Source organism: Pseudoflavonifractor sp. SW1122 (assembly GCF_012027765.1).
GTDB lineage: Bacteria > Bacillota > Clostridia > Oscillospirales > Oscillospiraceae > Enterenecus > Enterenecus faecium.
In genome coordinates, this window is the sequence record NZ_SJOS01000022.1 from 13341 (window position 1) to 38995 (window position 25655).

23 protein-coding genes and 1 riboswitch are annotated in these 25655 nt (G+C 61.7%); of the genes, 20 read left to right on the plus strand and 3 right to left on the minus strand.

What is annotated here, in order from left to right; all coding sequences use genetic code 11:
* Positions 1–20 precede the first annotated feature (20 nt).
* From E0L15_RS06765 to pflA, 3 genes are all read right to left on the minus strand, one after another.
* Positions 21–5504: a beta-L-arabinofuranosidase domain-containing protein gene (locus E0L15_RS06765; RefSeq protein WP_168125015.1), complete on the minus strand. Its 5484-nt coding sequence runs from the start codon at positions 5502–5504 to the stop codon at positions 21–23.
* Between the two features lie 598 nt (positions 5505–6102).
* The gene (gene pflB / locus E0L15_RS06770) at positions 6103–8346 is read right to left on the minus strand and encodes a formate C-acetyltransferase (protein ID WP_168125016.1); all 2244 of its coding nucleotides are present in this window, start codon (positions 8344–8346) and stop codon (positions 6103–6105) included.
* 17 nt (positions 8347–8363) lie between these two features.
* Positions 8364–9086, minus strand: a complete 723-nt coding sequence (gene pflA, locus E0L15_RS06775; protein WP_168125017.1) for a pyruvate formate-lyase-activating protein — start codon at positions 9084–9086, stop codon at positions 8364–8366.
* Between the two features lie 60 nt (positions 9087–9146).
* A riboswitch (ZMP/ZTP riboswitch) is annotated at positions 9147–9232 on the minus strand.
* Positions 9233–9435: 203 nt separating this feature from the next.
* Here pflA and E0L15_RS06780 point away from each other — a divergent pair.
* From E0L15_RS06780 to hypD, 20 genes are all read left to right on the plus strand, one after another.
* A complete protein-coding gene (locus E0L15_RS06780) occupies positions 9436–10929 on the plus strand; it encodes an LCP family protein (RefSeq protein WP_168125018.1) in 1494 nt (497 codons plus the stop codon).
* Between the two features lie 211 nt (positions 10930–11140).
* Complete coding sequence (locus E0L15_RS06785) at positions 11141–12667, plus strand: LCP family protein (protein ID WP_168125019.1); 1527 nt, start codon at positions 11141–11143, stop codon at positions 12665–12667.
* A 59-nt stretch (positions 12668–12726) separates the two neighbouring features.
* Positions 12727–13563 carry an RNA methyltransferase gene (locus E0L15_RS06790; protein ID WP_168125020.1) on the plus strand — a complete coding sequence of 279 codons (837 nt, stop codon included), beginning with the start codon at positions 12727–12729 and terminating at the stop codon, positions 13561–13563.
* Positions 13564–13829: 266 nt separating this feature from the next.
* Complete coding sequence (locus E0L15_RS06795; RefSeq protein WP_087390984.1) at positions 13830–14912, plus strand: nickel-dependent hydrogenase large subunit; 1083 nt, start codon at positions 13830–13832, stop codon at positions 14910–14912.
* Between the two features lie 6 nt (positions 14913–14918).
* Complete coding sequence (gene hypA / locus E0L15_RS06800; protein ID WP_087231383.1) at positions 14919–15260, plus strand: hydrogenase maturation nickel metallochaperone HypA; 342 nt, start codon at positions 14919–14921, stop codon at positions 15258–15260.
* A complete protein-coding gene (gene hypB / locus E0L15_RS06805; RefSeq protein WP_168125021.1) occupies positions 15260–15928 on the plus strand; it encodes a hydrogenase nickel incorporation protein HypB in 669 nt (222 codons plus the stop codon). The genes hypA and hypB overlap by 1 nt, the downstream gene beginning before the upstream one ends.
* Positions 15925–16455: a Na+/H+ antiporter subunit E gene (locus E0L15_RS06810; protein WP_168125022.1), complete on the plus strand. Its 531-nt coding sequence runs from the start codon at positions 15925–15927 to the stop codon at positions 16453–16455. Before hypB ends, E0L15_RS06810 begins: the two co-directional genes overlap by 4 nt.
* A complete protein-coding gene (locus tag E0L15_RS06815) occupies positions 16452–16706 on the plus strand; it encodes a monovalent cation/H+ antiporter complex subunit F (protein ID WP_087231374.1) in 255 nt (84 codons plus the stop codon). Before E0L15_RS06810 ends, E0L15_RS06815 begins: the two co-directional genes overlap by 4 nt.
* Positions 16707–16709: 3 nt before the next feature.
* Complete coding sequence (mnhG, locus tag E0L15_RS06820) at positions 16710–17054, plus strand: monovalent cation/H(+) antiporter subunit G (RefSeq protein ID WP_087231371.1); 345 nt, start codon at positions 16710–16712, stop codon at positions 17052–17054.
* The gene (locus E0L15_RS06825) at positions 17051–17314 is read left to right on the plus strand and encodes a hydrogenase subunit MbhD domain-containing protein (protein WP_087231368.1); all 264 of its coding nucleotides are present in this window, start codon (positions 17051–17053) and stop codon (positions 17312–17314) included. Before mnhG ends, E0L15_RS06825 begins: the two co-directional genes overlap by 4 nt.
* Positions 17311–17685 (plus strand): hypothetical protein, encoded by a 375-nt coding sequence (locus E0L15_RS06830; RefSeq protein ID WP_168125023.1) that lies wholly within the window; start codon positions 17311–17313, stop codon positions 17683–17685. Before E0L15_RS06825 ends, E0L15_RS06830 begins: the two co-directional genes overlap by 4 nt.
* The gene (locus E0L15_RS06835) at positions 17672–18133 is read left to right on the plus strand and encodes an MnhB domain-containing protein (protein ID WP_087231362.1); all 462 of its coding nucleotides are present in this window, start codon (positions 17672–17674) and stop codon (positions 18131–18133) included. Before E0L15_RS06830 ends, E0L15_RS06835 begins: the two co-directional genes overlap by 14 nt.
* Entirely contained in the window at positions 18130–18480 is a 351-nt protein-coding gene (locus E0L15_RS06840; protein WP_087231360.1) for an NADH-quinone oxidoreductase subunit K, read from the plus strand. The genes E0L15_RS06835 and E0L15_RS06840 overlap by 4 nt, the downstream gene beginning before the upstream one ends.
* Complete coding sequence (locus E0L15_RS06845; protein WP_168125024.1) at positions 18477–20417, plus strand: proton-conducting transporter membrane subunit; 1941 nt, start codon at positions 18477–18479, stop codon at positions 20415–20417. The genes E0L15_RS06840 and E0L15_RS06845 overlap by 4 nt, the downstream gene beginning before the upstream one ends.
* A gap of 14 nt (positions 20418–20431) precedes the next feature.
* Positions 20432–21394: a complex I subunit 1 family protein gene (locus tag E0L15_RS06850; protein ID WP_168125025.1), complete on the plus strand. Its 963-nt coding sequence runs from the start codon at positions 20432–20434 to the stop codon at positions 21392–21394.
* Between the two features lie 14 nt (positions 21395–21408).
* Positions 21409–21858, plus strand: a complete 450-nt coding sequence (locus E0L15_RS06855) for an NADH-quinone oxidoreductase subunit B (protein ID WP_087369545.1) — start codon at positions 21409–21411, stop codon at positions 21856–21858.
* Positions 21855–22322 carry a hypothetical protein gene (locus E0L15_RS06860; protein WP_168125026.1) on the plus strand — a complete coding sequence of 156 codons (468 nt, stop codon included), beginning with the start codon at positions 21855–21857 and terminating at the stop codon, positions 22320–22322. The genes E0L15_RS06855 and E0L15_RS06860 overlap by 4 nt, the downstream gene beginning before the upstream one ends.
* Complete coding sequence (gene hypF / locus E0L15_RS06865; RefSeq protein ID WP_168125027.1) at positions 22315–24552, plus strand: carbamoyltransferase HypF; 2238 nt, start codon at positions 22315–22317, stop codon at positions 24550–24552. The genes E0L15_RS06860 and hypF overlap by 8 nt, the downstream gene beginning before the upstream one ends.
* The gene (locus tag E0L15_RS06870; protein WP_243155420.1) at positions 24549–24773 is read left to right on the plus strand and encodes a HypC/HybG/HupF family hydrogenase formation chaperone; all 225 of its coding nucleotides are present in this window, start codon (positions 24549–24551) and stop codon (positions 24771–24773) included. The genes hypF and E0L15_RS06870 overlap by 4 nt, the downstream gene beginning before the upstream one ends.
* Positions 24763–25655: hydrogenase formation protein HypD (gene hypD, locus E0L15_RS06875; protein WP_168125028.1), on the plus strand; the 893-nt coding region annotated here is incomplete at its 3' end. The genes E0L15_RS06870 and hypD, both read left to right, overlap by 11 nt.

Here is a 25655-nt window from a genome sequence, read left to right on the forward strand (position 1 = left end):
GACCGTACTTTTTTATCATGTTAGCCGTTGCGGCGGCGGCGCACCACGGTGACAGCGCCAAGCACCATCACGGCGGCGGCCAGCGCGGCCACATAGCCCATCAGCTGGGCGGAATCGCCCGTCTGAGGCACGTTCTCGGGCTTCTCGGTGGCCTGGGGCTTTTCAGTGGCCTCAGGATTCTGGGAAGCCTCGGGCTTGTCGGTGGTCTCGGGCTCATCGCTGGGCTCGGGGGTGCCCTCAGCGGTGAGGCCGTTCATGGCCTCGTTGAGGGCGGCCACAGCGGCGTCCACGGTGGCCTGATCATCCTCAGACAGCGTGGCGTCTGCCATCACAGCCTGGGCATTGGCCAGAGCGGTGCGGAAGGTAGCCACGGACTCGGCGGTGTAGCCGGAGAGGACGATGCTCTCAGCCTTGCCGATGAGGTCTTCCAGGATGGACTTGTCCGCCTTAAAGCGCTGGGCCAGGATGGCATTGAGCAGGGCCTCGGCGGCGGGCTGCACGTCCTCCTCCATGGCGTCGCCGTCGGCGTACACGTCCTTGGCCTTGGCCAGGGCATCCACCAGCTCCTGCCAGTGGTCGGCCATATACTGGTCGGCATTGGCCACCATGTCGTCGGCCTTGGTGATCAGCTGCTCCAGCAGGGTCTTGTCGCCTTGCACCAGGCCCAGACCCCAGATGCCCTCCAGCAGGTTATCCCAAGCGTTGTTCACCTCAGCCTGGGTGGCATTCTCGTCGGCCATCACAGCCTTGGCCTCATCCAGAGCCGTCTGGAAGGCAGCCACGGCGGAGTCGGTGACGCCGGTGGTGTCCAGCCCCTCGGCGTAGGCGATGGTCTTCTCCAGCAGGGTCTTGTCCACGTCGCCGGGGGCGGGCTCGCCGCCCTTGGTGACGGTGACGGTCCACGCAGCGCTGACGGAGTCCTCCCCGCTGGTGGCGGTGACGCTCACCACGGCAGTGCCCTCCTTGCGGGCGTTGAGGGTCACGGTGGCGGTGTCGGCACCCTCTGCAATCTCCACGGCGTCCCCGTCCTTAACGGTCCAGGTGTAGGTGGGATTGTCCAGGCCAGCGGCCACAGCGTTCAGGGTGAAGCTGTCGTCCACGGCCACCTCAGAGGCGCCGCCGATCTTCACGCTGGCGCCGGTGGTGTTGGTCCAGATGAGCATCTGGCTGCAGTTGTTCTGGCCTTCCACCCCGTCGTTGCCCCGGTTGTTCCAGGCATAGTAGGGAATGGCCTGGAGCTTGGCGTCGATGAGGTTTCTGTTGTCGTTGTACTTCACGTCTCCGGTGATCTCCACCACGCCGTTGAGGAGGTCCTCATTGTAGGTGGCGGTGAGCTGGGCATCCCGGGGAATGACAAAGTTCAGGGGGCTGAAGTTGGCAATGTCGCTGTTGAGCTGGGCGTTTCCGGCCATCTCAATGCTGTACACGATGGGACCACGCTGGATGGCGATGCGGCCCTGGTTGGCCTCCACGTTGGGGTCGGCCTCGGTCATGCGGACCTCCATGGGCATGTCGATGCGCACCACGTCGCCCTTCTCCCAGGTGCGGGTGATGGCCACATAGCCCTTCTCAGCCTCAGCGGTGACCTTCTCGCCGTTGACGTAGATGGACACTTCCTTGTTGGCCTGCTCCTGGGTCCAGCCGGGGATGCGGATGTTCATGGTGAACTCCTTGGCCTCGTCAGGGGTGACGGTGAGCTTCACAGCGCCGTCCCAGGGGTACTCGGTCTCCTGAGTCAGGTTCACGTTGGTGCCGTCGATGTTCAGGTTGCCCTCGCTGCCGATGTACATGTTCACAAACAGCTTGTCACCGTGGATGGTGTACATGTACTCGCTGAGCTTGGCGATGGTACGCATCAGGTTGGGGGGGCAGCAGGCGCAGGCGAACCAGTCGGAACGGGGATCGCCGTTCTTGGCCTCCAGGTAGGTGCTGTAGTAGAACTTGTCTCCGGTGAGGTTGGTGCCCACCAGAATGGCGTTGTACAGGTTCTTCTCCACCACGTCGGCGTACTTGGCGTCCTCGTGGATGAGGTTCATCCGCTGGTTCCAGTTGGCCAGGGCGATGGTGGCGCAGATCTCACAGTAGGAGTCGTCATTGGGCAGCTCGTAGGGATCGCCGAAGTCCTCGCCGTGGGAGCGCACGCCAATGCCGCCGGTGATGTAGGTCTTGGTGTTGGCCACGGAGTCCCAGATGGCATCCATGGTGTTCAGGTAGGCCGCCCGGTCCGGATCGTCCTCGGGCAGCAGGGTGGCCACGTCGGTGACACCGGTGTAGAAGTAGCAGGCACGCACAGCGTGGCCCACAGCCTCGGTGATGGTCATGATGGAGTCATTGTCCTGGGAGTACTCGCCGCCGTTGTAGCCGCTCTCGCGCTGATCTTTATCAACACCGCGGCGGTCAATGAGGGTCTTCACGGTCTGGATGTACTTGTCTCCGGTGCCCTCGCCCTCGTACTCCTCCACCAGCTTGGCAAACTTCACCATAGCCAGCTCGATTTCCTCATGGCCGGGGACCTCGTGGCGGGTGCCGTTGGGGCCAAACAGGTCCACGATCTCGTCGGCAAACCGACGGCCCACCACATACAGGCTGTAGTCGGGATCGCCGATGCCCTCACGGTAGCGGGTGTAAGCCACCACGCCCTCCAGGAAGTGACCGGCGTTGTACATCTCGTGGTTGGAGAAGTCGTGCCACCGGTGGGTGCCAGCGGAGCTGCCGCCGGCGTGTCCGGTGCTTCTCAGGGTGAAGTGGGTGTTGATGTAGCCGTCGGCGTACTGCACCTGCTCAATGAGAGAGATCCAGTAGGCCAGCTTCTCCTCCAGCTTCTCACGCTGGGCCACCATCTCGGGGTCGGTGTCGTCGTGAATGACGGACAGGGTGTAGGAGATGGCCTCAATGCTCTTGTAGATGTCGGAGTCCTGGAACACATAGCCCTGGAACTCGTCGTAAGGCTCGCCATTGAGCTTGGCAATGGCGTTGACGAAGTTGGGCTCGCCGCCGGAGGCCTGCTCAATCTGATAGATGGCCTTGTTCAGGGAGTTGACGGCATTGACCTTCTGCTTGGGGTTCCAGAAGTTATCGGTGAGCTGCACGTTCTCAAAGGTGACGGTGCTGTTGGCCACGGGGGTGACCACAGGCTCGTTGACGGTGACACGGGCCACTGCCTCCAGAGTCTCGTCGCCAGACACCACGGTACCCTTCACCTCAAAGGTGGTACCCACCTTATCCTCGGCGTACAGAGCGGGGTCCACCTCTTCCCAGGTCACGGGGACCAGGGAGGCGTTGAACTCCTCGGCGAAGTTGTAGCCGGTGGGGCCGTACAGGTCAGGGGTTGGGTCGTCAAAGGCGATGCCGTTGGCCACCACGGTCTTGGGCAGGATGGGAGCACGGCCCGCCTCGGTGGCGGTGACATACTCGTCCAGGCTCTCGATGCCGTCCACCTTCACCTCCAAGGTGTCGGTGCGGGTGACGGTCTGGCCCTCCTCCTGCCGGGACACGGTGACCTTCAGAGTGCCGTAGCCGCTGTCCTTGGCAGCCAGCTGCACCTGAGACTCGTTGGTGGCACCCACAATCTCCATGTACTGGCTGCCCTCGGTGAGCTCCCACTGGTAGCTCAGGCCGTCCAGCCCTGCGGGGAGGCTCTCGGCAGTGAAGGTGCCCGTCTCGCCCTTGAGAATGCGCTCCTTGCCGGTGATCTGGGTGGAAACCAGCTCGTTCCACTCGGCGGTCATCTCCTCGCCGTACACCTCCCACTCGCCGATGCCCACGCCGTTGGCGCCGGACCCGTTGCGGTCGATCTTCAGGCGGATCTGGGTGGTCTTCACCGGCTCCTGGAAGGAGACCACGTTCCAGTAGCGGTTGTTGCCGTTGAGGTAGCTGCCGGGCTGGTCGGAGGCGGCCTCGGCGCTGCCGTACTTGACGCCCACGGAGGAGACCACCTGGCCGGACTCGTTGGTCATGTTGGTGATCTTCTCCCACTGGCCGGACTCGTGGTTGTAGTACTCCACCTCACAGCTCTTGGGGAAGGTGACGTTGCCGGAGGCGGTGAGGTTGCCGTTATCCGCCCAGTACATCACCCGCATGCTGTTGAGCACATAGGGGGCGTCCCAGGTCAGGGTGACGGTGGTGGGATAGGTGCTGCTGTTCCAGGTGTTCCAGGAGGTGCTGGCGTTGGTGGCCAGCTGCCCGTTGTTGACGTTGGTCACCGGGGTGTTCTGGGCGTCCGCAGAGGCGGTGGCCTGGAGGGCCACGTTGTCCCCGTCGGTCTGGGCCAGCTTGGTGCCGTACACTTCCACCTCGCCGATGCCCACGCCGGTCTGGCCGCTGCCGTTGCGGTCGATGACCAGGCGCAGCTTGCTGGTCTGCACCGTCTCGTTCATGGCCACGCCATTCCAGTAGCGGTTGGCGCCGTTGGCAAACTGGCTGGCGTCGGTGCCCGCCTCATCGGCGGTACCGAACTTCACCCCCACGGTGGAGGTGTCCGCCCCGGTCTCGTCCACCAGCTGGGTCACATCCACCCACTCCTTGGAGCGCTCATTGTACCACTGGAGCTGGCAGGAGGCGGGGAACTGCACCCCGTCATTGTCCGACCACCACATGACCCGCACGCTGGAGATGTCATAGGTGGCGTTGCCCCAATCCAAATCCACGGTGACGGGATACTCCACGTCGCCAGCCTCGGACCAGGTGTTCCAGGTGGTCCAGTTGCCGTCTGCCAGGGTGCCGTCGTTGATGGCGGCCTCGGCGTTGTCCGGCAGGGTGGTATTGGTGTAGGAAGTGGTCACCGAGGCCTCACCGGCCACGTTGGTGCCGGAGGCGATGGTCTGATAGCCAAAGGCCTCCCACTCGCTGATGCCCACACCGTTGGTGCCGGTGCCGTTGCGCTGGACCTTCATCACCAGCTGGGTGGTGGTGATGGGCTCAGAAAATTCCACGTAGTTCCAGTACTGGTTGTTGCCGTTGATGCCGTTGTTGGAGCTGGAATCCACTTCCACGCCCACCTCGTCGGTGGGCATGCCTTTCTCATTGGTCATCCCGGTGATCTGGTGCTCGTTGCCCTCGCTGTCCACATAGTACAGAGCAGCGGACTTAGGGAAGGTGACGTTGGCGTTGGAGTTCAGGGTGGCGTTATCCGCCCACCAGATCACCCGCATGCCTGTGATGACCTGCTCGGACTCCCAGGTCAGGGAGGTGGTGACGGGATAGGCCTCGTCGTTGGTGCCCCAGCTGTTCCAGCTGGAGTAGGGGTCGGAAGTGGCCAATGCTCCGTCGTTCATGGCATCGGGAGAGATGCCCCAAACATTGGTGTAGGATGCGCCTGCGGTGGCCTTGAGGGCAATGTTGTTGCCCAGATTCTCACCGTCTGTCTGCACGTAGTTGTACAGCTGGCTGCTGTCGTCCTGAGTCTCAGCTCTGGCCGGACTCATGGGAACCATGGACAACACCATGGCCGCACTGAGAAGGCCTGCTGCAACGCGTTTGTTTCCGAACTTCTTGAAACTCTTCATGTTTTCCCCTCTCTTTTATCATAGTCTTGAGTCTTGCATGGTTCTCTTGCGGAACGCTGCCTTCCACACCTGCTGTCTGGCCTTCGCCTCCTTCCGCTCCCCTCGCAGGGAAGAACAGTTCCCCGACCGAAACAATCAGGGAAATTGGTTTTACAATTGGATGCTCTCTTTCATACAAACTGCACATATGTCTGTTGTCTTTATTATTGATGTTAGCATTTGCCCTTCCAAAAATCAACACATTGCACAGAGATTTGATATTTTCCACCATTCCAACAATACAAATTATACAACACCCAGCTTTTCAACCGTTTTCTCCGGCAATCCCCCCATAACACGTTAGAATTTTCAAATATTTCTCATTTGCTGCCACTCATTTCCTTGCCCTGACACCTGGATTTCCCCTCAAATTCCGGGACACTCGCCCTCCTCGCCCCCTGGTTTTCCCAGAGATTTGTACCAAATTTTCAAGCACACAAATTTATTGCATGGCCTTTATAAAATAAAAGTTGTCTGTTTTTAAGCGGTGTCCGGGCATGAAAGAAAGCCCAGAGTACGCCGAAGCATACTCTGGGCCCTGCTATTTGGGAAGGTTTGATCACACAGCCTCGTGGAAGGTCCGCTTGATGACCTCCAGCTGCTGCTCCCGGCTCAGGCGGTTGAAGTTCACCGCATAGCCGGACACACGGATGGTGAGGGTGGGGTACTGCTCGGGGTGCTCCATGGCGTCCAGCAGCACCTGACGGTCCATGACGTTGACGTTCAGGTGGTGGGCGCCCTGGACGAAGTAGCCGTCCAGGATGGACACCAGGTTGGTGACCCGCTCCTGCTGGCTCTTACCCAGGGCATTGGGGACAATGGAGAAGGTGTTGGACACGCCGTCCTGGCACACGCCCCGGTATGGGATCTTGGCCACGGAATTGAGGCTGGCCAGAGCGCCGTTCTCGTCCCGGCCATGCATGGGGTTGGCGCCGGGGGCGAAGGGCTCGCCGGCCTTGCGGCCGTCGGGGGTGGAGCCGGTCTTCTTGCCGTACATCACGTTGCTGGTGATGGTGAGGGCGGAGAGGGTGTGGATGGCGCCCCGGTACAGGGGGTGCTTCTTGAGCTCGGCGGAGAAGTAGGCGGCGATCTCCACGGCGATGTCGTCCACCCGGTCGTCGTCGTTGCCGTACTTGGGGAAGTCGCCCTCCACCTCAAAGTCCACGGCAATGCCGTCCTCATTGCGGATGGGCCGCACCCTGGCAAACTTGATGGCGGACAGAGAGTCGGCGGCAATGGACAGACCCGCCACGCCGAAGGCGGCCAGGCGCTCCACCAGGGTGTCGTGGAGGGCCATCTGACTGGCCTCGTAGGCGTACTTGTCGTGCATGTAGTGGATGATGTTGATGGTGTCCACGTACAACTCAGCCACGTAGGACAGAACCTTCTTGTAGTTGGTGAGCACCTTGGAGTAGCTGAGCACCTCGTCCTCGTCCCGGATGATGCCGGGCACCACGTGGAGGCCCTTCTTCTCGTCCACACCGCCGTTGATGGCGTACAGCAGGCTCTTGGCCAGGTTGGCACGGGCGCCGAAGAACTGCATCTGCTTGCCCACAGCCATGGCGGACACACAGCAGGAGATGCAGTAGTCGTCCCCGTACAGGGGGCGCATCACGTCGTCGTTCTCATACTGGATGGAGTCGGTGGCGATGCTCATCTTGGCGCAGTAGTCCTTCCAAGCCTGGGGCAGGTTCTGGCTCCACAGCACGGTGAGGTTGGGCTCGGGAGCGGTGCCCAGGTTGGTGAGGGTGTGGAGGTAGCGGAAGCTGTTGCGGGTCACCAGGGTGCGGCCGTCAATGCCCATGCCGCCCAGGGACTCGGTGATCCAGGTGGGATCGCCGCCGAACAGCTCGTTGTACTCGGGGGTACGCAGGTGACGCACCAGGCGCAGCTTGATGATGAACTGGTCGATAAGCTCCTGGGCCCCCTGCTCGTCCAGCAGGCCACGGTCCAGGTCCCGCTGGATGTAGATGTCCAGGAAGGTGGCGGTGCGGCCCAGAGAGGTGGCGGCGCCGTTGTTCTCCTTCACGCCCGCCAGATAGGCCAGGTACAGGTTCTGCACGGCCTCATGGGCGTTCTCGGCGGGGCGGGTGACGTCACAGCCGTAGCGGCTGGCCATGTGGGTGAACTCCTTGAGGGCCCGAATCTGGGTGCTCACTTCCTCCCGCAGGCGGATGCGCTCCTCGGTCATGGGGCCGTCCAGCATGTCCAGGTCCTTCTGCTTCTCCTCGATGAGGAAGTCGGTGCCGTACAGGGGCACCCGGCGGTAGTCGCCCACCAGACGGCCACGGCCATAGGCGTCGGGCAGACCGGTGAGCAGGCCAGCGGTGCGGGCCAGACGGGTGCGCTTGGGGTAGGCGTCAAACACGCCCTCGTTGTGGGTCTTGCGGTAGAGGCTGAAGTGGCGCTCGATCTCGGGGTCCAGCTCGTAGCCGTACTCGTGGAGGGCGGACTCGGCCATACGCATACCGCCGTACAGGTTCACGATACGCTTGAGGGGGGCGTCGGTCTGGAGTCCCACGATGACCTCGTTCTCCTGGTCAATGTAGCCGGGCTCGAAGTTGTCAATGCCGGACACCACGTGGGTCTCCACGTCGATGATGCCCTTTTTCAGCTCCTCCACAATGAGGGCGTGGGCCTTCTCCCACACCTTGGCGGTGCGGGGGGAGATGGGAGCCAGGAAGCTGTCATCTCCGGTATAGGGGGTGTAGTTCTTCTGAATGAAGTTGCGCACATTCACCAGGTGGCGCCATTCGCCGGTGCGAAAGCCCTCCCAGGCGGTGCAGTTGACATCAATGCTCATGGGAATGTACCTCCTTATCAAATATGGGGAAACGCTCGGTCAAACTTCTCCTGCCACCCGGCCAGAGCGTCCTTGGCCAGGGGCTCCACCCCCTCCAGGGGGTAAGGATATCCCAGGGTGTGGTACTTGTGTACCCCCAGGGTGTGATAGGGCAACAGTTCTACCCGGCGCACATGGCGCAAGGTGGAGACAAAGTCCAGAAGCCCTTGCAAATGCTCGTCGCCGTCGGTGAGCCCGGGCACCACCACGTGTCGAATCCACAGGGGCACCTCTTGGGCCTGTAATTGGCTGAGAAACGCTCTCCATTCCCCGGTGTCCCGGCCTGTGACCGCCTGGAACCCCTGGGGGGTGTAGTGCTTGATGTCCAGCAGCACCAGGTCGGTGTGGGACAGAATCCGCTCATAGTCCCCCAGCCCGCACCCGGCGGTGTCCAGACAGGTGTGAATGCCTTCCTTTTGACACAGCTCCAGGGCCTGGGCCAAAAACTCCGGCTGCAACAGCGGCTCACCGCCGGAAAAGGTGACCCCGCCGGTGGCGCCGTAGTAGGATTTGAACCGGCGCAGCTTGGCCACCAGTTCCTCCGGCGTCATCTCCTTGGCGGCAGCGGCGCCACACTCCCAGGTGTCCGGGTTGTGGCAGTACTGGCACCGCAGCCCACACCCCTGGAGAAACACCACGGTGCGAATGCCGGGGCCGTCCACCAGCCCCATGCTCTCCACAGAGTGAATGCGTCCTTTCATTGTGAACTCCCTTCTTTTTCCATTTGTTGGATAAAGAAAAAGACCGACCCACTGGGACCTTTTTCTTGCCCAGACGGTCGGCCGGCTTTCACGATCATACGCCACGTGGTTGATTCCACTTAATACCGCCAGGTGTATGATCACCGTGAGTACAGGCTACTATATCTTGTGTCATTTGTCAAGCTTCATTTTTATTTCCCATTATTTTTCAATTTCTGGACACTTTTTAAGAACTCCGCAAGGAGTTGTATCGAAGTTGTAAATTCTGCACGCCGACCCCCTGGAGCCGTTGCCATTTCCCCTGTGGCATACTATAATGTGCCATAACAACGACAAGGAGATGTGCCACATGGCAAAACGGTACAAAAGAAAAACTGCCCGCTCCGGTCTGGAGACCGTGGTCAATCTGCTGGCCCTGCTGTTGTTTGCCGTTCTCGGCATCGGCTTTGTGGCCGCGCTCTTCTTCACTCACATGCTCACCCCCCTGCTGTTGGCCCTGATTGCGGCGGCAGTGGTGGTGGCCGTAGTGGTGGTGTTTGCTCTGCGGTTCAGCCGCGGCCCCGCCAAGCGCACGGCAGGTTCCGTGCTGTCCGTGGTGTTCTGTCTGGTGTTCGCCGTGGGTATTGTCTATGCCCGGGTGGGCCTGGACACCCTGGACCGGGTCACCAACCCGGAGGCCCAGACCCTGGCCATGTCCGTGTATGTGCGGGGAGATGATACCCGCAGCATGGACGAGCTGCTCCAGCACCCCTTTGGCATGCTCAGCGCCGACCAGACCGACACCCAGGCGGCGGTGAAACAGCTGGACGCCAAGTACAGCGTCACCCTCACCCCCCAGGGCTATCCTGAGGCAACCAAACTGGTGGACGCCCTCAACAACAAGGAAATCGACGCCATTTTGGTCAACCAGAGCCACATGACCGTGCTGGACGACCTGGAGGAGTACAAGGACGTGATGCAGAGTTTGCGCATGGTGGACACCATTCAGGTGCCCCTCCAGGCCAGCGCCGCTCCCCAGCCCACCACCGCTCCCGCCATCCCCCTGGACCAGCCCTTTACGGTATATATCAGCGGCAGCGACTCCCGAAGCAGCGATATCTCCACCTCGGGCAACAGCGATGTGAACATCATCGCCACCATCAACCCCAAAACCCACCAGGTGCTGCTGGTGTCCACTCCCCGGGACTACTTCATTCCCCTGTCCTTCTCAGGCGGAGTCCCGGACAAGCTCACCCACGCCGGGGGCCGGGGCATTGAGGAGAGTATCAAAACTCTGGAAATGCTCTACGACATAGAGCTGGACTACTACTTTAAGGTCAACTTCGCCGGATTTGAGGGCATCATTGACGCCCTGGGCGGCATTGACGTGTACTCGGACTACGACTTCGAGTCCTATATCTCCGACTACACCTATGAAAAGGGTGTCAACCACATGGACGGCGAGAAGGCCCTGTACTTCGTCCGGGAGCGGTACAACCTCCCCAAGGGCGACTATCAGCGGGGCATCCACCAGATGCGGATGATCGAGGCTGTGGCGGACAAGGTCCTCTCCCCCGCCATCCTCACCCAGTACCTCCCCTTCATGGACGCCGTGGGCAACTGCTTCCGCACCAGCATTCCCTCTGACTTCATCACCGATATGGTGCAAAACCAGCTGCAAACCGGCGGGGACTGGAACATCGTCAGCTACTACGTCTCCGGCTCCTTCAGCAAGGAGTACACCTACAGCTATCCTGACTGGCATCTGGATGTCATTGTCCCTGATATGACCACTGTGGAGACCGCCAAGCAGCTCATGGAGCAGGTACGCAACGGAGAAATCGTCACCTCCCCCCAGTCATAATCAATCTCACAGACGGCCCGGCGCTTGAAGCGCCGGGCCGTCTGTAATTTCCCACAAAAATCGAAAACAGGTGGAAATTCCCGGATACTTCCATTGCCATTTTCCTTCTTTTGTACTATAATGTCGGAAGTTATCCGCTGCGGCAGGGTCGCCGCACACATCACCCTGACGCCCGCCCCTCTGGAAGCGGTGTCAAAGGAAGGAACATATTATGGGAAAATATCCAAACAAGAAGTCTGGACGCCTTGGTTTTGACTTTTTTCTCAACAAACTCGCCCTGATTGCCTTTACCATATTAGGCGGATATTTTGTCTACACCGCCATCTCCACCCAGATGCTGGACGCTTTGCGCATCGGGCTGCTGTGCGCAGTGGTAGCCGTTCCCGTGATCGTGGTGTGGTGGCTGAGTCTGACCCGTTCCAAGCCGGTGCGGCTGGCCATCGGCTCGGTGCTGGCCATGATCTTCTGCCTGATCTTCGCCGTGGGCATTCGCTACATCAACATCGGCATGGACACCCTGAACAACATCACCGCCGAAGAAGATGAGACCTCTCTGATGACCGTCTATGTCCGCTCCGATGATGACCGGAACATGGAGGACCTGCTGGACGAGACCTTCGGCACCCTGTCCATGACGGAGGCCAACACCAAGGCCGCCATCCAGCAGCTGGACCAGGAATACAAGACCACCCTTTCCACCAAAGCCTACGCCAGCGCCACCGAGCTGGTGGACGCCCTGGCTGAGGGCGAGGTGGATGCCATTCTCACCGACCAGGGCCACATGAGTGTGCTGGAGGACCTGGAGGGCTATGAGGACGCCATGGACGGGCTGCGGGAAGTCAAGTCCTTCCGCGTGGTGGTGGAGACGGAGAACAACAACGACAAGACCTCCATCTCCAAGGCGGACTCTGTGTTCTCCGTGTACATCAGCGGCAGCGACTCCCGGGACAGCAACATCATGGCCACCGGCCGCAGCGACGTGAACATCATCGCCACCGTCAATACCGAGACCCGCCAGGTGCTGCTGCTCAACACCCCCCGCGACTTCTATATTCCCCTGGCCCGCAGCAGCTCCTACGACTACCCCGACAAGCTCACCCACGCCGGACTCTACGGTGTGGACGAGAGCAAGGACACCCTGGCCCAGTACTACGGCATCGACATCGACTACTACTTCCGGGTAAACTTCACCGGATTTGAGACCATCATCGACGCCCTGGGCGGCATTGAGGTGGATTCCGAGCACGACTTCTACTCCACCATCGCTCCCACCACCATCCACTACACCCAGGGCATCAACAAGCTGGACGGCTACGAAGCTCTGTACTACGTCCGCGAGCGCTACGCCTTTGTCAACGGCGACTATCAGCGCGGCATCAACCAGATGCAGGTCATCCAGGCCGTGGCTGGGAAGGCCATGTCCCCCGCCATGCTCACCAACTTCACTTCCCTGATGGATGCAGTGGATGACTGCTTCAAGACCTCCATCCCCACCGACCTCATCACCGCTCTGGTGCGGGATCAGCTGGCCAACGGCGGCGACTGGAACATCGTCACCTACTACGTCTCCGGCACTGGTTCCAGCGAGTACACCTACTCCATCCCCAGCCAGAAGGCCTACGTCACCATCCCCGATGAGTCCACCGTGGAGATGGCCAAGGACCTGATGCAGCAGGTGCGGGACGGCAAGATCATTGAGGACCCCAACGCAGCGACCTCTGACGCCCCTTCCTATTAACAAATACCGATTTAGGCCAGGTGTGCATGCACCTGGCCTTTCTCTTAGGAGGAATTGACATGGCAACTATCATCTATGTGGACACCCTGGACCACCCGGGGCTGGACGCCTTCGCCCGCCTCACCGAGGCCCAGCTGAGAAACCGAAAGGAGCCGGAAAAGGGCATCTTTATCGCCGAGAGCCCCAAGGTCATTGAGCGGGCGTTGAATGGGGGCTATGAGCCCCTCTCCTTTCTCATGGAGGAAAAGCACATCACCGGACAGGCCCAGCCCCTTCTGGAGCGGTGCTCCGGGGTGCCGGTGTACACCGGGCCCTCGGACCTGTTGGCCCAGCTCACCGGATTTCCCCTCACCCGAGGGGTGCTGTGCGCCATGCGCCGCCCCCTCCTCCCCTCGGTGGAGCAGCTGTGCCGCAACGCCCACCGGGTGGCGGTGCTGGAGGGCATTGCAGACCCCACCAACGTGGGGGCCATTTTCCGCTCGGCGGCTGCCATGCACATGGATGCGGTGCTGGTCACCCCCAACTGCTGTGACCCCCTGTACCGCCGCTCGGTGCGGGTGAGCATGGGCACAGTATTTCAGATTCCCTGGACCCGCATCCCCCAGTGGCCGGAGGGCGGACTGGAGCAGCTTCACACCCTGGGCTTTCGCACCGTCGCCCTGGCCCTCACCCCCGACGCCCACTCCATTGAAGACCCCGGTCTGCACCAAGCCGACAAGCTGGCCCTGCTGCTGGGCACTGAGGGGGACGGGCTGGCCCGGACCACCATCGACGGGTGCTTTGATGCCGTGTGCATCCCCATGTCCCACGACGTGGACTCCCTCAACGTGGCCGCCGCCTCTGCGGTCGCTTTCTGGGAACTGCGCTACCGCCAGCCCCCTTTATCCGATATGTAAAATTCCACACAGTTTCAGAGGTTTTTTTGTTACATTCTTGACAACCACGCAGGACGGATTTATAATTTTCATCAAGACCTGATGTGGTGGGCCTGTACGTTTTGCCGAAACTCACAAAGTGCGCCACAGGATTTTCCATATGTTAGAGACATCTGGTTGAAATTCCTGTGGGCAGTTTCTGGGAATTTTCGGAGACGTGCGGGCCTTTTTTGCATCTTACAGCCATTAATCTGCGGCAGCCCAGCTGCCAAGTCCGGGAGGTCATTATGAGTTATACCATTCCCATCGGCCCCTACCATCCCGCTCTGGAGGAGCCCATTCACGCCCGTCTCACCGTGGACGGCGAGCGCATCACCGACGCCGAGGTCTTCGTGGGCTACAACCACCGGGGCATTGAGCGGCTGGCCCAGGAGCGCAACTTTATCCAGACCCTGGTGCTGGTGGAGCGGGTATGCGGCATCTGTTCCCACTCCCACTCCCTGACCTACGCGCTGTGCATTGAGCACATCGCCGGAATGGAAGTGCCCAAGCGGGGCCAATACATCCGGGTCATCATCGAGGAGCTGGAGCGCATCCACTCCCACCTTCTGTGGCTGGGCATCGCCTGCCACATTGTGGGCCACGACTCCCTGTTCATGCAGTGCTGGAACGACCGGGAGGGCACCATGGACGTGCTGGAGGCCCTGACAGGCAACCGGGTCAACTACGGCATGAACATCATCGGCGGCGCCCGCCGGGACTTCACCGACGACCAGCGCCGGGACCTGATGGCCGCCATGGACGATTTGGAACAGCGCATGGGCCCCATCACCCACTGGCTCACCCACGACAAGACCTTGGCCATGCGCACCAAGGGTGTAGGCATCCTCACCCGAGAGGACGCCATCCGTCTGGGCGCGGTGGGTCCCCACGCCCGGGCCTCCGGGGTGGACATGGACGTGCGCCGGGACGCCCCCTACTCCTCTTACGAGGACTTCGACTTCACCGTCCCCGTCCAAGAATCCGGGGACGTGTATGCCCGGGTGGTCATCCGGGTACTGGAGATCTACGAGAGCATCAAAATCATCCGCCAGGCGGTGGACAATCTGCCCGAAGGCCCCATCAACCTGGGCAATCGCATCCCCAAGGTGCCCGCCGGCGAGTTCGTCGCCCGCCATGAGGCACCCCGGGGCCATCTGGTATACAAGGTGGTCACCGACGGCGGCCTCAATAACCACCGGGTGAGCCTCCACGTGCCCACCTTCAAAAACGCCCCCACCGTCCCCGTCATGCTGCGGGGGAACACGGTGGCAGACGCAGGCCTCATTGTGGCCTCCATCGACCCCTGCTTCTCCTGCCTGGACCGATAAACTGCCATGCACGAGCTTGCCATCACCCAGAGCATTCTGGACATTGCCGAACAAGTGGCTCAGGAACACGGGGCCACAAAGGTGAAAACGGTACACATCAAGCTGGGGGAGTATTCCGGCGTGGTTCCCCAGTGTGTCCAGGATTACTTCGACGTCATCAGCCAGGGCACCATCGCCCAGGGGGCGGTGCTGGACATCCAGCGGCTTCCGGTGGTCATCCACTGTCTGGACTGCAACCAGGACAGTCCTATCGACCGCCGCCATGTCCGCTGTCCCCAGTGCGGGTCCACCCACCTAAAGCTGATTCAAGGCCGGGAATTCTACATTGAGAGTTTGGAGGTTGACTGATGGAAATCAAAGTTATGCACCAGGTCATGGCCTGGAATGAGGACGTCAGCGACGCCGTGAAGGCAAAGCTGGCCCAACACCAGGTGTGTCTGGTCAACGTCATGGGCTCCCCCGGTGCGGGCAAGACCAGCACCATTGTAGCCCTGATCAACGCCCTGCGGGAGCGCTACCGCATTGGTGTCATCGAAGGGGATATCGCCGGACAGATTGACGCCGACGCCATCCACGCCATGGGCATTCCCGTCACTCAGATTGACACCGACGGGGCCTGCCACATCGAGGCCATGAGCATTGAGAAAATGCTCCCCGAGTTCGATCTGGACAGCTTGGACGTCATCTTTGTGGAGAACATCGGCAACCTGGTGTGCCCGGCGGAGTTCAACATCGGCGAGAGCTTCCGGGTGGCCCTCCTCTCCATCCCCGAGGGGGACGACAAGGTGGAGAAATACCCCCTGATGTTCGCCACCACCCAGGCGCTGGTGATGAACAAGTACGACTTGAAGGATTATTTCGACTTCGACGACCAGCGGGTGGAACACTCCGCCCGGGAGCAGAACCCGGAGGTGGCGGTGTTCCGCCTGTCCAACCGGGACGGGTCGGGCCTGAATGAGCTGGTGGACTGGCTGAGCCAGAAAATCGACGCTCAGATCGGGAGGTGTCCGTCATGAAGGGCTTCCGCTTTACCGCCTGGCTGTCCACCGCCATCGTGTGCTTCCTCTTCTGGATGCTCCTCACCTGGTCCTTTGCCCCCCGGGAGCTCATCCTGGGCGGCATCGTGTCGGTGATTGTGGCGGCCTTCGCCTGCCGCTTCTTCATCCACAGCCGGGCCTTCTACCTCTACAACCCGGTGCGGCTCATTCTGCTGGTATTCTACTGCGTCATCATCTTCTTCTGGGAGATCATCAAGGCCAACGTGAGCATGGCCAAGCTGGTTTTGAGCCCCAAGCTCAGCTACAAGCCGGGCATTCTGCGCATCCCCGGCTCCCCCAACCTGAAAAGCGACTACGGCATCGCCATGGTGTCCAACTGCATCACCCTCACCCCGGGCACCATCACCATGGAGACCGCCCAGGACCAGGAGGGGCGCAACTACTACTACGTCCACTGGATCGACGTGGCGGAGACCGACCGGGACAAGGCCGGGGACGCCATCAAGGGAACCATGGAACGCTGGATCGGGAGGATTTGGAAATGACAGTCTTTTTAATTGGCGCCATCGTGTGCATCATTCTGGACCTGCTCCTGCTCTACCGGGTATTCCGGGGCCCCACGGCCGCCGACCGCATCTGCGCCATGGACGCCTTGGACCTGGTGACCGCTCTGGCCCTGGTGCTCTACTCCCTGCACACCGGGCGCACCATCTACCTGGACATCGCCCTGGTGGTGGCCCTGCTGGGCTTTGTCAGCACCGTGTTTGTGGGCCGCTATCTGGAAAGGAGGCTGTGAGGTATGGAAACGGTTGATATTGTGGTGGCTGTCCTCATGGCCATCGGCCTGTTCTTCGCCTTCATCGGCACCCTGGGCATCCTGCGCATGCCGGACGTGTTCGGGCGGCTCCAGGCCTCCACCTGCATCTCCACCATGGGCACCATCTTTGTCATCCTGGCCAGCATCGTGTATGTGGTGGCCAACGGCATGAGCGGCTCGGTGGTGGTGAAGCTGGTGTTCATCCTGCTGTTTGTGCTGGGCACCAACCCGGTGTCCAACCACGCTCTGTGCAAGGGCGCTTACCGCTCGGTGAAGCCCAACCCGGAGCCGATCATCGACGACTATAAGGAGGATGATCCCCAATGAATGGTACCTTGGTTTTTGTCCTGAACACCCTGGTGCTCTGCGGCATTGTGGCCTCCGCCATTGTGGCGGTGAACGCCAAAAAGGTCATCGACTCGGTGATCGCCCTGGCGGCCACCGGCTCCTTTGTGGCCCTGGAGTTTGTGCTCTTGCAGGCCCCGGACGTGGCCATCGCGGAGGCCAGCGTGGGGGCGGTGCTGTCCACCATTCTCTACATCATCGCCCTGCGTAAGGTGTACGGACGAAAGGGGGAGCAGCAATGAGCGGTACGAAAAAAGTGGCCTTGGCTCTGACCCTGGTAGTGCTCCTGGCCTGCGGCGTGTGGGCCGGGTGGCGCATGGCAGGCAGCCCTCCCACCTACGACGGCACCAACACCGACCTGGTGGGGCTGTACGAAGACCCCAGCTCCTATGACAACTCCAACGCCGACGGCGCCGCCGCCATTATGGTCAACGAGAACCTGGAAAAGACCGCCGCCGACAACGTGGTCTTCTCCGTGGTCTTCAACTTCCGTGGTTACGATACCATGGGTGAGAGCTTCATTCTCATCGCCGCCATCGCAGGCTCCCTGGTGATCCTGCGCAAGGCTGCCCATTCTGTGAAAAAGGAGGACCAGGGCCATGAAGACCTATAAAAAGACCCATGCCATCTCCCGGTGCGCCTCCGATTTGTTCCTCCCCCTGGCCTGCGTCTTCGGCTGCTACGTGGTGCTCCACGGCAGCACCAGCCCCGGCGGCGGCTTCCAGGGCGGCGTACTGGTGGCCAGCGCCATTTTGCTGGTGTACCTGGGGTACGGCGGCTGGGGCGTCAAGCACTCCTTCAACGAGCACATGCTCCACTCCAGTGAGACGGTGGCGGAGATCATGTACGTGGTCATCGCCCTGGTGGGTGTGTTCACGGGCCTGAACTTCTGCGTCAACTTCGTCTTTGCCGGGCAACAGGTGGACACCAGCATCCTGATGAACGATGCGGTGGGCTACCACGTGATGGCGGGCATTACCTGCCTGCTGATCATGATGCTCAGCGTGCTGGAGGATGACAAACACGAGTCTCCCGAGGAAAAGGAGGAGGATGCGGCATGATATTCACCAATTACCTGGTCTGCTTCTTTCTCATCGCCCTGGGCATCTACTGTATGGTGACGAAAAAGAACCTCTTCAAGATCTGCGTGGGCATGGGCCTGGTGGACTACGGCGTCAACCTGCTCATCGTCTCCGTGGGCTTCCATGACGGCGGCACCGCTCCCATCTTCAACATCTCGGAGCTCACCCGCGACACCTTCTTCGTGGACCCCATTCCCCAGGCCCTCACCCTCACCTCCATCGTCATCGGCGCATGTACCACCGCCATGACCCTGAGTCTCATCATCATGCTCTACAAACAGTACGGCACTTTGGAGTCGGACCAGATTAGGAGGTTACGAGGATGACATTCGATTTTTCTAACTTCATCAACAACTTCCCCATCCTGGCCATCATGTCCCTGTTTTTGGGGGCCTTTATCTCCTCCCTGGTGGGACGGCGCAACGCCAAGGTGCGCAACACTGTGGTGTTTCTCTCCATGTTGGTCTCCCTGGTGCTCATCCTCGCCCTCATCCAGCCGGTGCTGCTGGGGGGCCAGGTCATCAACTACTGGCTGGGCAACTGGGAGCCGGTAGAGGGCTGGGCCATTGGCAACAGCCTGGAAGTGGACGCTCTGAGCCTGTTCTTCGCCCTCATTGTGGTGGTGGCTGTGTTCGTCTCCGGCGTCTACTCCTTCTTCTACATGAGCCACGACGACTCCCTGGTCAACTACTACACCCTCTTTTTGATGCTGTCCGGCTCCGTGCTGGGCCTGGTGCTGTCCGGGGACCTCTTCAACATGTTTGTCATGATCGAGATCATGACCTTCACCGCCGTGGCCCTCACCGCCTTCCGCAACCACTACGAGGGGGCTCTGGAGGGCGCCTTCAAGTACCTGGTGGTGGGCTCTCTGGGCTCCACCTCGGTGCTCATTGGCATCGCCCTCCTCTACTCCCAGCTTCACACCCTGAACCTGGCGCAGATTGCCTCTCTGCTGCCCACGGCCTCCTCCCCGGTGATTCTCATCGCCTTCGCCTTCCTCTTTGTGGGCTTTGGCTCCAAGGCCTTCCTGTTCCCCTTCCACCCCCTGGCCGCCGATGCCCACGCCGTGGCCCCCGCCTCCATCTCCCTGATGATCTCGGGCGTTCTGACCAAGTGCGGCGTGTACGGCATCATCCGCCTGTGCTACTGCCTGTACCAGAACATGGATCAGCCCTTCGTGCAGTACTTTGTCACCGGGGTGGGTGTCATCTCCATGTTCGTGTGCGTCACCATGGCCTTCAACCAGCACAACTTTAAGCGTCTGCTGGCCTTCCACTCCATCTCCCAGGTGGGGTATGTGATCACCGTCATCGGCCTGGGCTCCGCTCTTGGCATGTCTGCTGGCCTGTTCCACGCCATGAACCACACCATCTTCAAGGGTCTTTTGTTCCTCACCGCCGGTGCGGTCCAGCACGCCACCGGAAGCCTGGACCTGGACGAGCTGGGCGGCCTCTCCAAGAAGATGCCCGGCACCTGCGCCCTCTTCCTCATTGGCGCCGCCTCCATCAGCGGCCTGCCCCCCTTCAACGGCTTTGCCTCCAAGTGGATGATCTATCAGGCCACCTTCCAGAAGGCGGGAGAGACAGGCAACTTCTTCTTCGTGGTGGTGTGTGTGGCCGCCCTCATCACCAGCGTGCTCACCCTGGCCTCCTTCATCAAGGTGGCTCAGAGCGTGTTCTTCGGCCAGCTCAACCCCAAGTTTGCACATACCCGTGAAGTCTCCCTGGGGATGCGCATTCCCATGTGGATTCTGTCCGCCCTGTGCATCCTGCCCGGTCTATTCCCCGACCAGGTGCAGCAGTGGCTGCTCACCCCCGCCACCCAGGCCGCTACCAATGCCTCCGGGTACATTGACGCCGCCATGGGCACCGGGTACGCCGCCGCCCACGGGGTGGAATCTTCCCTGGTCTCCGGCTTCTCCCTGTCTGGGGCCTGGCAGCCGGTGATGTGGCTGCTGCTCCTCATCTCCGTGACCCTGGCCGTGTGCATCGTGGCCCTGCTGGGCGGGGACGAGAAGGCCACCGTCACCTCGGAGATTTCCGCCGAGACGGATACGGACCCCAAGTACGACTCCTTCTTCTCCGGTGAGGCCAGCGTGTACTCCCAGGTGGGAGGCAGCGACCTGTTCTGGGGCTTCAAGCACAACTGGAGACATTACTTCTCCTTCATGCACAACTGGCACAGCGGCGTGGTCAACGACTACACCCTGTACGGCGCCGCCGCCATGGCTGTGGCTCTGGTGCTGTGCGTCATCTTTCTGTAAAGGGGGTACCTGACATGACAAATCTTCTCTGGACGATCTTCCATGTGCTGGTATTCCCCGGCCTCCTGTTCTGTGTGGTGGTGGGGGTCCTGCTGGCAGGCCTGGACCGCAAACTGGTGGCCCGGATGCAAAACCGGGTAGGCCCGCCCCTACTCCAGCCCTGGTACGATTTCCTCAAGTGCTGTGGCAAGGAGACCATCATTCCCCGCCACGCCCGCAAGGGACTGTTCCTGGCCGCCCCGGTGCTGGGCTTTGCCGCCCTAATCACCGTGGCCCTGTTTATCCCCGTGTTCTCCTACTCCGTGTACTCCACCTCTGCCGACCTGGTGGTCATCCTCTACCTGCTCACCATCGTTGGTGTGTCCATGATCGTGGGCGCTGCCGCCTCCGGCTCCCCCTTCGCCGGGGTGGGCCTGAGCCGGGAAATGGTGGCCATGATCTCCTACGAGCTGCCCTTCGTGCTGGTGATGCTGGCCGTGGGCCGCATGGCGGGTGAGGGCTCCCCTCTGGGGGTCACCTTCTCCCTCCAGGCCATTGTGGACTGGCAGGCCATCAATGGCAATATGCTCTTCCACTGGAGCATGATTCCCGCCGCCCTGGCCATGCTCTTCGTCATTCCCTGCGAGATCGGCATGCACCCCTTTGACATTGCCGAGGCGGAGACCGAGATCTGCGAGGGCACCCTGGCCGAGTACAGCGGCCCCCCCGCCGGGCTGTTCCGGCTCACCCACTGCGTGAAAATGTACGTCATGTGCGCCCTCTTCTGCGTGCTGTTCCTGGGCGGCATCTCCACCGGGTACGCCACTCTGGACGCCCTGGCGATGGTAGCCCTCAGCGTGGTGCTCACCTTTGTGACCATGAGCGTGCCCCACGCCGTGTGCGCCCGGTTCAAGGTGGAGCAAGTGTTCAAATTCTACTGGACGGTGGTGGCCGGTCTGGCCCTCATCAGTCTCATTTTGGTCTGGCTGGGCCTGTAAGGAGGGACAAGGAAATGTTTCAACGAATGATTGACAAGAGCATGGCCAAAAGTCCCTGGATTTTCCACATCAATGCAGGCTCCTGCAACGGCTGTGACATTGAATTGGTGTCGGTGCTCACCCCCCGGTATGACGCCGAGCGGCTGGGCTTCCGCCTCACCGGAACCCCCAGGCAAGCGGACATCGTGGTGGTCAGCGGCCCCGTCACCTCCCAGACCCGTGACCGCCTGGTGCGCACCCTGGCCCAGGTCCCCGAACCCCGGGTGGTGGTGAGCTTGGGCTCCTGCCCCCGGTCGGGCAACGTCTTCAAGGGCAGCTACTGCGTGGACGGCCCCCTGGAGAAGTACACCCATGTGGATGTGTCCGTGGGCGGCTGCACCCCCAAGCCCGAGGCCATCATGGCCGCTCTGGCCAAGGCCGCGGAAATTCTGGCTGAAAAGCGGAAGGAGATGCGTCAGGCATGATTCCCTACCTCACCAAAGCTCTGGGCAACCTGTTCTGCGCCCCCGCCACCGAGAAGTTCCCCAAGGGAGAGCCCCCCAAGGCAGCCCCCGGCTACCGGGGCCGCATCATCTACCACCCGGAAACCTGTGTCAACTGCGGGATGTGTATGCGGGTGTGCGCCCCCCAGTGCATGGAGCGCACCATGGAACCCCTGCCCAACGGGGACCAGAAAATCACCCTCACCTTTGACCTGACCAGCTGCACCTTCTGCTCCATGTGCGCGGACTTCTGCGCCCGAAAGTCCATCGAGCTCAGTGACGACTACATGATCGTGGGCACCAAGCCCGAGGACTTCCTGGTCTCCGGCACCTTCATCAAGAAGGCGCCGCCCCCCAAGCTGACCCCGGAGCAGATCGCCGAGTTGAAGGCCAAGGCCGAGGCCGCCAAAGCCGCCAAGGCAGCAGCCGAGAAAGCCGATGGCTGAGCGCTCCCGCATTCGCCTGGAGGTGGAGGGGCTGGTGCAGGGGGTGGGGTTTCGCCCCACCGTCCACCGCCTCACCACCCAGCTGGGCCTGTCCGGCTTCATCCGCAACACCTCCCAGGGGGCGGAGCTGGAGCTGGAGGGGCAGCCAGACCAGGTGGCCCAGTTTGTCCCCCTTTTGCAGCAACAGGCCCCGGTGCTGGCCCGCATTCGCCGGGTCAGCACCGTTTCCATTCCCCCCACGGGAGAGACGGGCTTTCACATCCTGCCCAGCGTGGGAGAGACGCTCCCGGACACCCAGGTGAGCCCGGACGTGGGCATCTGCCCCGACTGCCTGCGGGAGATGCGAGATCCCAACGATCGGCGGTACCGCCACCCCTTTCTCAACTGCACCAACTGCGGCCCCCGGTTCACCATTGTCCAAAGCGTGCCCTATGACCGGGAGCGCACCGCCATGGGGGTGTTCCCCATGTGCGAAGACTGCCAAGGCGAGTACACCGACATCACCGACCGCCGCTACCACGCCCAGCCCACCTGCTGCCCCCACTGCGGCCCCACCCTCACCTATCTGGACGGGGCGGGACAAGCCGTGGAGGGCGACCCCATCCGGCTGGCCCAGACCCAGCTGAGACAGGGCGAGATTGTGGCGGTGAAGGGGCTGGGTGGCTTCCACCTGGCCTGTCTGCCGGAACACGCTTCCCTGCTGCGGACACGCAAAGAGCGAGAAGGCAAGCCTTTGGCCCTCATGTGCGCCGACCTGGACGCCGCCCGGGCCCTGTGCCATGTCTCCCCGGAAGAAGAGAAAGCGCTGAACAGCTGGCGGCGGCCCATCGTGCTGCTGCAAAAACGTGACCCTGCCCCGGATGTCCTCAGCCACACCCCAGAGCTGGGGCTCATGCTCCCCTATACTCCCCTGCACGATCTGCTCATGGAGGGCTTTTCCGCCCTGGTGATGACCAGCGCCAACCCCTCGGACTGTCCTGTGTTCATCAGAAACCGGGAGGCCGTGGAGGGCTTGCAAGGCATCGCCGACGGCTTTCTCCTCCACAACCGGGACATTGTCACCCGGTGTGACGACTCCCTGATACGAATCTTCCGAGGAAAAGAGTACCCCTTGCGCCGCAGCCGGGGCTATGTGCCCCAGCCGTTGGAGGTGCCCGTCCCCGTCCACGGCCTGCTGGCCTGCGGAGCCGAGCAAAAAGCGGGGTTTGCCCTGGGCAAGGGCCAGGATGTCCTGCTGAGCCAGCACATCGGGGATTTGAAAAACATGGAGACGTTGGAGCACTACCAAACCCAGCTTCAACACTTCCGCACTCTCTTCGGGGTGGCGGTGGAAGGGCTGGCCTGCGACCTCCACCCGGACTATCTGTCCACCCAGGTGGCTCAACAGCTCTCCCGTGAGCTAAATGTTCCCCTGCTCCAAGTACAGCACCACCACGCCCATATGCTCTCCTGCATGGCGGATAACGGCCTCACAGGCCCCTGCATCGGCCTCATCTGGGACGGCACCGGGTTGGGCACCGACTCCACCATCTGGGGGGCGGAGTGTCTGGCGGGAGACGCCCACGGCTTCACCCGCCTGGGCTCCATCTCCCCCATCCGCCTGCCCGGCGGGGACGCCTGCGCCCGGGACCCCTGGCGCATCGCCCACAGCCTTCTGGTGGAGGCTGGGCTGGAGGAATACTCCACTGCCCCCCAGGCCCAGCTGCTCACCCTACAGCTGAACGCCGGGCTCAACTGTCCCCCCGCCTCCAGCATGGGGCGGCTCTTTGACGGGGTCTATGCCCTGTTGGGTGGCTCCTCCCCCGTCCACTACGAGGGGGAGAGCGCCATCCGCCTGGAGCATATGGCCCAGGCTGGTATCACCCAGTCCCTCCCCGTGGAGGTGGAGACGGTGGACGGCGTGTGCCGCCTGATCACCCCCGCCCTCACCGCCGCCCTAATGGAACGGAAAGCGGCGGGAGATTCCCCCCACCTGCTGGCGGCCCAGTTTATGAACGCCATGGTGGAGTTGGCCGTGAAGCAGTGCCAATTTGCCCGGGAGCGCACCGGCCTCACTCGGGTGGTGCTCTCTGGCGGCGTCTTTCAAAACATGTATCTACTGCCCTGTATCCTGGACGCACTGGCCGCCCAGGGTTTCCGGGCCTATCACCACTCCCGGGTGTCCCCCAACGACGAGGGGATTGCCCTGGGACAGCTGATCGCCGCGGCAGCGCGGAGAAAGGAAGGATGACTATGTGTCTGGCCGTGCCCCTGCGGCTCATTGAAATTCACAACAAGGAGGGCATCGCCGAGGCGGGCGGCATTCGCCGCTCGGTGCGCCTGGACTTTATCCGCAACCCCCAGGTGGGTGACTATGTGCTGGTCCACGCCGGGTTTGCCATGGAGCGACTCAGCGAAGAACAGGCCCTGCAAAACCTGCAAGCCCTCCAGGAGGTGGCCAATGCTCTGTGAAGCGGATTTTCGCCGCCCCCAGGGGCTGGAGCGGTTGGTGGAGGCCATCCGTGACCCACACCTGCCCCCCATACGTCTCATGGAGGTGTGCGGCACCCACACCATGGCCCTGGCCCGCACCGGGGTGCGGCAGCTGCTGCCCCCCCAGGTGCAGCTCATCTCCGGCCCCGGCTGCCCGGTGTGCGTCACCCCCGCCAATGTGATGGACGAGGTGCTGCGCATTTCTGCCCTGCCTGGGGTCACCCTCACCACCTACGGGGATTTGATGCGGGTGCCCGGCTCCAAGCCCGGGTTTGATTTACGGCAGCAAAAGGCCCTGGGGGCAGACATCCAGGTGGTATACTCCCCCATGGATGCTCTGGAGCTGGCCAAAAGCCACCCAGAGAAACAAGTAGTGTTCCTGGGGGTGGGCTTTGAGACCACCGCCCCCGGCACCGCCCTGGCGGTGCTGGAGGCCCAGCGGCAGGGGATAAAAAACTTCTCCCTGCTGTGCCTGCTGAAAGCCACGCCCCCCGCTCTCCGGGCTCTGCTGAGCCAAGAGGACTTCGGGGTGGACGGCTTTCTGTGCCCCGGCCATGTGGCCACCATTTTGGGAGCGGATGCCTTCCAATTTCTCCCCAAGGAATATGAAAAACCCGCCGTGGTGGCGGGTTTTGAGGCGGGGGACCTGGTGGCGGCCCTCCACCTGCTTATCACCCAGGTGAAGAATCACGCCCCCAAGTTGGAAAACGAATACACCCGGGCGGTGTCCCGGTCGGGCAACCAAATGGCCCAACAGGTGATGGCCCAGGTGTTGGAGCCTAAAGACGACACCTGGCGGGGGCTGGGGGACATCCCCAACAGCGGCTTTGGACTAAAACCGGAGTTTGCCGCCTTTGACGC

What these genes read in the sequence shown, in the direction of transcription:
- E0L15_RS06860 (WP_168125026.1), top strand. Translation starts at nt 21,855, where the DNA reads ATGATTCCCTACCTCACCAAAGCTCTGGGCAACCTGTTCTGCGCCCCC.
- E0L15_RS06855 (WP_087369545.1), top strand. Translation starts at nt 21,409, where the DNA reads ATGTTTCAACGAATGATTGACAAGAGCATGGCCAAAAGTCCCTGGATT.
- E0L15_RS06765 (WP_168125015.1), bottom strand. Translation starts at nt 5,504, where the DNA reads ATGAAGAGTTTCAAGAAGTTCGGAAACAAACGCGTTGCAGCAGGCCTT.
- E0L15_RS06790 (WP_168125020.1), top strand. Translation starts at nt 12,727, where the DNA reads ATGGCAACTATCATCTATGTGGACACCCTGGACCACCCGGGGCTGGAC.
- E0L15_RS06830 (WP_168125023.1), top strand. Translation starts at nt 17,311, where the DNA reads ATGAGCGGTACGAAAAAAGTGGCCTTGGCTCTGACCCTGGTAGTGCTC.
- hypB (WP_168125021.1), top strand. Translation starts at nt 15,260, where the DNA reads ATGGAAATCAAAGTTATGCACCAGGTCATGGCCTGGAATGAGGACGTC.
- E0L15_RS06840 (WP_087231360.1), top strand. Translation starts at nt 18,130, where the DNA reads ATGATATTCACCAATTACCTGGTCTGCTTCTTTCTCATCGCCCTGGGC.
- hypA (WP_087231383.1), top strand. Translation starts at nt 14,919, where the DNA reads ATGCACGAGCTTGCCATCACCCAGAGCATTCTGGACATTGCCGAACAA.
- E0L15_RS06780 (WP_168125018.1), top strand. Translation starts at nt 9,436, where the DNA reads ATGGCAAAACGGTACAAAAGAAAAACTGCCCGCTCCGGTCTGGAGACC.
- E0L15_RS06825 (WP_087231368.1), top strand. Translation starts at nt 17,051, where the DNA reads ATGAATGGTACCTTGGTTTTTGTCCTGAACACCCTGGTGCTCTGCGGC.
- E0L15_RS06795 (WP_087390984.1), top strand. Translation starts at nt 13,830, where the DNA reads ATGAGTTATACCATTCCCATCGGCCCCTACCATCCCGCTCTGGAGGAG.
- E0L15_RS06815 (WP_087231374.1), top strand. Translation starts at nt 16,452, where the DNA reads ATGACAGTCTTTTTAATTGGCGCCATCGTGTGCATCATTCTGGACCTG.
- E0L15_RS06850 (WP_168125025.1), top strand. Translation starts at nt 20,432, where the DNA reads ATGACAAATCTTCTCTGGACGATCTTCCATGTGCTGGTATTCCCCGGC.
- mnhG (WP_087231371.1), top strand. Translation starts at nt 16,710, where the DNA reads ATGGAAACGGTTGATATTGTGGTGGCTGTCCTCATGGCCATCGGCCTG.
- E0L15_RS06835 (WP_087231362.1), top strand. Translation starts at nt 17,672, where the DNA reads ATGAAGACCTATAAAAAGACCCATGCCATCTCCCGGTGCGCCTCCGAT.
- E0L15_RS06810 (WP_168125022.1), top strand. Translation starts at nt 15,925, where the DNA reads ATGAAGGGCTTCCGCTTTACCGCCTGGCTGTCCACCGCCATCGTGTGC.
- pflA (WP_168125017.1), bottom strand. Translation starts at nt 9,086, where the DNA reads ATGAAAGGACGCATTCACTCTGTGGAGAGCATGGGGCTGGTGGACGGC.
- E0L15_RS06845 (WP_168125024.1), top strand. Translation starts at nt 18,477, where the DNA reads ATGACATTCGATTTTTCTAACTTCATCAACAACTTCCCCATCCTGGCC.
- E0L15_RS06870 (WP_243155420.1), top strand. Translation starts at nt 24,549, where the DNA reads ATGACTATGTGTCTGGCCGTGCCCCTGCGGCTCATTGAAATTCACAAC.
- E0L15_RS06785 (WP_168125019.1), top strand. Translation starts at nt 11,141, where the DNA reads ATGGGAAAATATCCAAACAAGAAGTCTGGACGCCTTGGTTTTGACTTT.
- hypF (WP_168125027.1), top strand. Translation starts at nt 22,315, where the DNA reads ATGGCTGAGCGCTCCCGCATTCGCCTGGAGGTGGAGGGGCTGGTGCAG.
- pflB (WP_168125016.1), bottom strand. Translation starts at nt 8,346, where the DNA reads ATGAGCATTGATGTCAACTGCACCGCCTGGGAGGGCTTTCGCACCGGC.